We start from the raw sequence: 7409 nt of genomic DNA on the forward strand, positions 1-7409 counted from the left end.
TGGTCTCCGACCATCGGGAGGCTGTCCTTACAAGCAGCAAGCTGGAGACAGGAGAGTTGTACACACATAAAAGGAAATAGGTTATGGCAACACCAAAACAGGTTATGGATTTCCGACCATCTAAGGGAATCACCACAGCACAGAGCAACGAGCACCAACGCCGTTGGACGGAAAAGGGTTGGGGATCCGCTGAATCAACAGGCAACTACGACCGCAGCCGTGAGCGGCTCAACTTCGAGGTTCGGGGCGGCAAGGTTTGTCCTATAGACAAGAGCCGAAGCATCCCGGAGCGCATGGCAGACATCCTGCGGAGCCGTGGAATCAAAGACCCCAACGAGGGACTGGCAGAGCCACGCTTCCGCACAGTGGTCAATTTCATCTTCGGAGGCTCACGAGAACGTATGACAGAATTGGCATTCGGTGACCAGAAGGTGAATCTCACTCACGGAGCGGACAATTCGCATCTAACCCGATGCAAGGACATTGAGGAATGGGCAAAGGATGTTTACCGCTTTGTTGCGGACAAATACGGTGAGGAGAACATCGTCGCTTTCATCTTACACTTGGACGAAACCAATCCGCACGTTCACTGCACCCTCTTGCCAATCAAGGACGGCAAGTTTGCATACAAACAGATATTCGCCGGAAAGGACAAGTACGAGTTTTCTGCCAGGATGAAAGCCCTGCACAGCGAATTTGCCGATGTCAACAAGCGTTGGGGCATGGAGCGCGGAACTTCCGTCTCAGAGACGGGAGCACGCCACCGCACCACCGAAGAATACCGCCGCCAGCTGTCAGAACAGTGCACCACCATTGAGCAGTCCGTCGTCACCCATCAGCGGACACTCGCCTCGCTCCAATCGGACATCCGTCTGGCAGAGCGGAGAGTAAAAGGACTCACCTCAATGGTCAACAACCTCTTGCAGGAGAAGGCTGAGAAGGAGGCGGCACTTGCTGAATTGCATCGGCAGATTCTTGCAGGTCACGACAATCCTGATGCTCTCCGTCAGCAAGTCCAAGAGCTGGAGCAGGAACTGTCCGCTATCCAGTCGAAACTGGACGACAAGCAGGAGAAGCTCTCAGAGGCTGACCGCAAGCTCGATGCCCTGCGTGAGGAGATGACCGCCATGAAGGAGCGCACGGAGGAGTTGCGGCAGGAGGCACACAGATATTCCGATACTATCCGACAAGGTGCGGACACCGTTCTCAGAAATGCCCTTCTCGAAAACATGGTCAGCGAGTTCTCCGAACGTGTGGCACGGCTTTCCAATGAGGGCAAGGACGTGTTTGACGGTTCCCTGCTTCAGGCCTTTGCGGAGAATGGAACGGAGGTGATGTACTGTGCCACGCTTCTATTCCTCGGCTACGTCGATGATGCCACCACCTTTGCCGAAGGTCATGGCGGTGGCGGCAGTTCGTCCGACCTCAAATGGGGACGTGACGATGACGAGGATGAACGCGCTTGGGCACGCCGTTGCATGATGAAAGCTGCACGCATGATGCGCCCCTCTTCCGGCAAAAGGAAGAAACGATAAGCGGCACTGTCACGTATCACCTGTTATAGTATTCACCAGATTAAATTGAACAACATGAGAAAAATACTTATTCTATCCCTTGGCTTCGCCCTTTCATTGGGTGCGCAAGCCAAAGACTATCACCGCACGGCGGACACCACCACCGTTGTATGCAGACTTTCGGCAGACGGTATGCTTCGTCCGCTTAAACCTTCCTACATGAAAGGGGCATTGGTAGCTTCGCCATGGACGGACAACTGGTTTGTCCAAGCGGCAGGAGGAACTACGGTCTTCCTCGGCAAACCGCTCGGATGCAACGACCTATTCGGTCGCATGAAACCGGCATTCTCCGTGTCGATCGGCAAATGGTTCACACCTTCCGTCGGCGGTCGTCTGAACTATGGCGGTATGCAGTTCAACGACTGCAACAACTCCTCGCAGGACTACCAGTACCTGCGTGCTGATTTCATGTGGAATGTCCTCGGCAACCTCTACAAGGACGATGTACACACTCTTGCCAGATGGAGTGTCATTCCATACGTGGGCGTGGGTATGCTGCACAACAAGGTGAATGCCCACAAGCCCTTTGCCATTTCCTACGGCATACAGGGGCAGTATCATCTCTCCCCACGCATTGCTGTTACGGCAGAGATAGGCAACATGACCACCATGCAGGATTTTGACGGCTATGGCAAGGCACACCGCCTTGGCGACCATCTGCTGTCCGCATCCCTCGGCCTCTCTGTCCGCATCGGCAAGACTGGCTGGAAGCGAGTGATAGACGCTCGCCCGTACATCGCACAGAACGAATGGCTTTCGGCATACGCCTCATCCCTTTCTGACAGCAACAGCCGCTATCACGCCCAGCACGATCGAGATTGTCAGACTCTGGAGCAGCTGCGCAAGATTCTTGCCATCGAGGGACTTCTGGACAAGTACGGCCACCTCTTTTCTGACGATGCCGCTTCTTCCGTCACAAATGGCTATCCTCGAAACGACTACAGCGGTCTCAACTCGCTGCGTGCAAGAATGAGAGACAAGTATGGTAATGGTCAAAAGACAAAGGTCATGGAGTCCGCCTCTTGTACAGAAGAATATGGCAATGCTGAAGGTGAGCCGGAAGACGATTACCTATCGCTCATCCACTCAGGAAAGGCTTGCATAGGTGCGCCCATCTATTTCTTCTTTGAACTTGGCACTGACAGGTTGCTCAACAGGTCACAGCTCGTCAATCTCGACGAAGTAGCACGCATCGCCAAGAAATATGGCTTGAAAGTTAAGGTCATCGGCGCTGCCGACAGTGCCACAGGCAGTGAAGCCATCAATGATAACCTCAGCCGTTCCCGTGCCAGATTCATTGCAGAGGAACTGATGAAACGTGGTATGGAAAATGGCACCATCTCTCAGATTTTCGATGGCGGCATTGACGATTACTCGCCCAATGAGGCGAACCGCCATACCAGAATCCTGCTGTATCTATAGCCAGACATACAGCTCCGAACAAGAGCACTAAAACTTTTTTTTCATTGATAAATTTTAGAAAGGGAGGGCTTGTCCGTGATGGATAGGCCCTCCCTTAATCATATATGTATTAACGCATATTCTATGCGCATATCTTTTTTTTATCCGTGTTTCTCAGTACTTGACCAGTCAAGCAGGAAGTCATATATACTCATTATCTGTATGCCGTTTTCGTCGCTCCACTGCTTGGTATGTTCTCCCACGATCAGCAGTTTGCGGAAAGAGTCATCTACAAGACGCAACGACCGTTTCTCCTGTTCCATCTTTTCTGCATCGGGCATACGCCACGCCGACTGGATGTAGATCCGCTCGCTCCCTTTGTTGCAGACAAAATCCACTTCCAATGTCACCCTCTGCTGCTTTCCTTCCGTATTCCTCACTCGATGATAGACGTTACCCACATCCACGAGCCATCCTCGCATACGCATCTCATTGTAGATGACGTTCTCCATGATATGTGTCGGCTCGCTCTGACGGAACGACAGAATAGCATTCCTCAGACCTACGTCCTGATAATAATACTTGGACAACGAACCTATGTATTTCCGTCCTTTGATGTCGAACCTTTCGGATTTTTCGATAAGGAAAGCATCCTGCATATATTCCAGATAAGCCGACACTGTCTTGTCGGTTATGCTCTGCACATTGCTTACGGACTTGAACGTATTGGCTATATTCAGTGCATTGACAGGTGCTCCTATACTGGATGCTACGGTCTTCGACAATTCTTCAAATTCAGGTCTCAGTTCTATGTTGTTCCGCTCGTAGATGTCACGTAGATATACCGTGCGATAAAGGCGACGCAGGAAATCAGCCTTCTTCTCATCCCCAACCTGTGTAAGTAGTTGCGGCAAACCTCCGTACAGTCTGTATTCAGCCCAACCGTCTTCTTTCGAACCATCATACACCGTCATGAACTCCTTGAAGGATAGTGGCCACACATGTATCTCGTCACCTCTGCCTCGGAATTCCGTCACCAGGTCAGAGGACAGGAAACGCGAGTTGGAGCCTGTGACATACACATCCGCCCCTTCGGTAACTGACAAGGAAGAGAGCACCTCTACAAAGTCTTCCACCTCCTGCACCTCGTCGATGATGATATAATAAGTCTCATAGTCAATCATCATCTTTTCCACCCAGTCCAACAGGTAGTCCGGGTTCTTGAACTCTCTGTTCTTCCTACTCTCCATGTCGATGACGAGAATATGGTCTTCTCTCACGCCCTCATCCAATAGATGCTGATGAAAGAGTTTCTTCAGAAGGAACGACTTGCCTGAACGTCGCAATCCTGTGATTATCTTTATGAGCCCGTTGTTCTTTGAACGGCTCAACTGTTCTATGTATCTATATCTGTTTACTATCATATTTTACGAAAAACTGTCACTTGTGACACTTTTTCGGAGGCAAAGTTATATATTTTATCCTAAATCAAAGAAAGAAATAAAGAAAAATGCACTAAAAATCAATGATTTTCCTGTTTTGTAGTGTCTATTCCACTTGCCGATGCCCATTTTTCTTTGCAAAGTTACTGCCCGGGCGAATGGTCAAGTACCGCCATGCTAACAGGCAGAGGACTGAACGACAGCTTTCCGCAAATCAAAGATTTGGGTATTTCATTAACTCCTCCGTCTGTTTTCTTGCCTTATCGCCCTCATTCCGCAGTCTTTTGATGCACGAAAAATCAGTTCCCGACAAGAGGAGCCGAAAGGCTTCAAAAGGAGGGAAGAAAAACAAGTTGAACAAATAATTTCTTTGCGTATGGAATTACACAGATTATCAGAAAACGAGCAGGCATTTGTCGAGTGCTTCTCACGGTTCGTAAACGGTCAGATGGGGTCAGCCGCCAAGGTAGGCAATGCCCTTGCAGATGACCATCGCTATCTTATCAACGAAAAGGGCAAGGTGGTGTTTGCCTTCTTGGAACGCCTTGCCAACGACTATCAAAAAGGTCGTTATGACCAGCGTGACGAGTGGGTGTGCCGATTGGCAGCAGAGGCCATCGAACACCTTGTAGAGAACAGAATGTATTACAGAACACTTAACAACGATTGACTATGGCAAGCAGATTGATTACACCCGTATTGGAGGAGATACTGAAATCCTATCCTCTGTATTCACAGGACGGCAAAGGCAAGGATGCCGTTTGTGTGGCAATATTCTTCATCGGACACGTCCGTTGGTTCGTACTTGAAGGACAGCCGGAAGGTAACGACACCACGTTGTTCACCATCGTATGCGGTCTGCATGAAACGGAGTATGGCTATACCTCCGTCAATGAAATGGAGAGCGTAAAGGTGGATGGCTCCAAATATGGAGTGGACGAGATATTTCAAGTGGAGCAGTTGGACGGCTTCAAGCCGGTGAAACTGAAGAGCATTCCAGACGAGGATTTACAAGCATTCCTTCATAATATGGAATGACCCCAAATTAAATCAGCCGCAGGGACATTACTCCTTGCGGCTGACTATTGTTAGTACCTACTATGAGTAGTAAAGCCTACGATTAGTATATACTACGATACTACTCTCATCTTCGGAAAGCGGACTTGGCAACGTGCTCCTCTTGTACCTCTTCCTTCTGGTACTCATCCATGTCAAGCAGTTGCTCATACGCAGAGCTGATGTTTGCGTCCATAGAATGGTTGTGGCTGAAAGGGAAGGTATGCTTCACAGAGAGTCCTGCATTGGTCACAGTCCCCACATCCAGGCTATCCTTATCCTTGTTATATTGCAGGTTCAGCAAACCACCATTCGGCATTTGGAATATCGGCATTTTTCGCTGCGCCAATTCCGAAAACTCTTCGGCGGTCATCTCCCTCGCCACAGCCTTCACGTCCTCACTGGCACGTCCTATGCCATAGCGAGTGATATGGTCACGCACTTCTTGCTCCGTATGCTTCAGGAACACCTCATACGTACCGCCGACACTCCCGTTATAGACCACTGCAAAGTCCTTGTCCTCTATTAGCAGGTCATCGCCTCTGTTCTGGCACGGCTTCCTGTAGGTCTGCTCCTCGTCCATGCCGTTCCCGTCATAGTATTCCTTGGCAAGCGTCAGCAGTCCTTGATAGTCACCTTTCTCCTTTAGCTTATCCAGTTCCGATGTGTCATCCGTTGATTGGAGATAGGCGATGGAGGCATAATAGACGTTTTCTTTCGATTGTGAAGGCTCTGTCAGGCTTTTGTACTGGGCAAAAGCCTCCTGATAATTGGTGTCAAGGTCTTTGCCGTGGTCGTAAGGAACAGAGAGTTTCACTTCCAGACCGTTACTCGTCGGCACAGCAATCTTTACAGAGTCCTCCTTCTCATGATGCTGGATATATACAGCAGAACCATTATATGCCAAGACTGCATGGTCGCCGTCATCTATGGATAGATAACTTTTCCCTTGCCCGTTTTCCTGCTCAGCCTTTTTCTCCTGGTCTATCTCCATAGCAATCTTGTCGATATGCTGCGTGAGCATTGAGGTAGCTTTTTTCACATCGAGTAGCGTGGTCTTGATGAACTGCGGCGACTCCTTCAGCGAATCCAGCCAAGACTTCAAATAGGCAGCCGAATCTCCTTTCAGATGCTTTGTCATGCCATACCGCTGAGCGGTCAGCGCAGCCGTCAGTTCTGCCACCAGTTCCTCGCGTGCATACTCTGCCGAGCCGAAGGTAGCGGGCTTGATGCGGTCTAACTGTCCCTCCGCACCCGTGGAGTGTCCCATCTCGTGGAAAAGGTTCGAGTAGAAAGACTCCCCATCCTTGAACTGCCTTTTCTCAGGCATCACAATCTCATTCTTGCTGATGGAGAAATAGGCGGAATCACCGAACATCGGTTTGATGGGACATATCCAACGGTTGTCCGCTATCATCCTATCCACGGGTTCAAAGGCAAACTGCTCGTCCTTCTCTACCTTGGGCATCGAGTATTCCTGTTCCAGTTTCTCCCAAAACTCTGGTCTGACCTCCTTCAGGTTGGTCTGCGCCACATTGAAGACATGGTAAGTCTGAAGCTTTGGATATACATTGTACTTTTCGCGCTCTTCCTGAGAGAGCAGTTTGTAGTCCTCCCACTTGATGTGTTCCTTTGTTTCCTTATTGACCACCGTAAACGTGGTGAGCATCACGGGGAAAGAATGCTCACCTTTCAGTACTGACACACGGGGCTTCTGTTCCTCGTCTTTCTTGCCAGTTTTGTTAAACTGCTGTATGCGGTCGAAGGTACAGAAGCGAGGAATCTTGTAACCCTCCTTCTCGCAATGCAGGAGCAACATCATAGCGTTCATGCCATTATATTCTCGTCCGTTCAGGTTTTTCGGCCATTGCAACGCACCTTCAGTAAACCAGGGCTTTTTCCATCCGTCTTTGCCCGACAGCGACTGAATACGCTC

6 protein-coding genes are annotated in these 7409 nt (G+C 49.8%); 4 read left to right on the top strand and 2 right to left on the bottom strand.

Features of this window, described 5'->3' with window-relative positions:
* Positions 1 to 83 precede the first annotated feature (83 nt).
* Together mobV and WKT20_RS13840 are read left to right on the top strand one after the other, a co-directional pair.
* Complete coding sequence (gene mobV / locus WKT20_RS13835; protein ID WP_303114139.1) at positions 84 to 1535, top strand: MobV family relaxase; 1452 nt, start codon at positions 84 to 86, stop codon at positions 1533 to 1535.
* 54 nt (positions 1536 to 1589) lie between these two features.
* Positions 1590 to 2996 carry an OmpA family protein gene (locus WKT20_RS13840; RefSeq protein WP_005816276.1) on the top strand — a complete coding sequence of 469 codons (1407 nt, stop codon included), beginning with the start codon at positions 1590 to 1592 and terminating at the stop codon, positions 2994 to 2996.
* Positions 2997 to 3136: 140 nt separating this feature from the next.
* Here the strand turns inward: WKT20_RS13840 and WKT20_RS13845 are convergent, their stop codons facing one another.
* On the bottom strand, positions 3137 to 4399 hold the full coding sequence (locus WKT20_RS13845; RefSeq protein ID WP_005816273.1) for an ATP-binding protein: 1263 nt from the start codon (positions 4397 to 4399) through the stop codon (positions 3137 to 3139).
* A 394-nt stretch (positions 4400 to 4793) separates the two neighbouring features.
* Here WKT20_RS13845 and WKT20_RS13850 point away from each other — a divergent pair, with 394 nt between their 5' ends.
* Together WKT20_RS13850 and WKT20_RS13855 are read left to right on the top strand one after the other, a co-directional pair.
* On the top strand, positions 4794 to 5087 hold the full coding sequence (locus tag WKT20_RS13850) for a hypothetical protein (RefSeq protein ID WP_005816271.1): 294 nt from the start codon (positions 4794 to 4796) through the stop codon (positions 5085 to 5087).
* A gap of 2 nt (positions 5088 to 5089) precedes the next feature.
* The gene (locus tag WKT20_RS13855) at positions 5090 to 5455 is read left to right on the top strand and encodes a DUF2958 domain-containing protein (RefSeq protein ID WP_005816269.1); all 366 of its coding nucleotides are present in this window, start codon (positions 5090 to 5092) and stop codon (positions 5453 to 5455) included.
* Between the two features lie 106 nt (positions 5456 to 5561).
* On the opposite strand, the gene WKT20_RS13860 is transcribed toward WKT20_RS13855, so the two are convergent.
* A partial coding sequence (locus tag WKT20_RS13860; protein ID WP_340417527.1) for a zincin-like metallopeptidase domain-containing protein occupies positions 5562 to 7409 on the bottom strand: 1848 nt, incomplete at its 5' end.

Source organism: Phocaeicola sp. ICN-14070 (genome assembly GCF_037892625.1).
GTDB classification, from domain to species: Bacteria; Bacteroidota; Bacteroidia; order Bacteroidales; family Bacteroidaceae; genus Phocaeicola; species Phocaeicola plebeius.

Bases quoted from the DNA above. Each gene is read 5' to 3' on its own strand.
- mobV (WP_303114139.1), top strand. From the start codon at position 84: ATGGCAACACCAAAACAGGTTATGGATTTCCGACCATCTAAGGGAATC.
- WKT20_RS13840 (WP_005816276.1), top strand. From the start codon at position 1,590: ATGAGAAAAATACTTATTCTATCCCTTGGCTTCGCCCTTTCATTGGGT.
- WKT20_RS13845 (WP_005816273.1), bottom strand. From the start codon at position 4,399: ATGATAGTAAACAGATATAGATACATAGAACAGTTGAGCCGTTCAAAG.
- WKT20_RS13850 (WP_005816271.1), top strand. From the start codon at position 4,794: ATGGAATTACACAGATTATCAGAAAACGAGCAGGCATTTGTCGAGTGC.
- WKT20_RS13855 (WP_005816269.1), top strand. From the start codon at position 5,090: ATGGCAAGCAGATTGATTACACCCGTATTGGAGGAGATACTGAAATCC.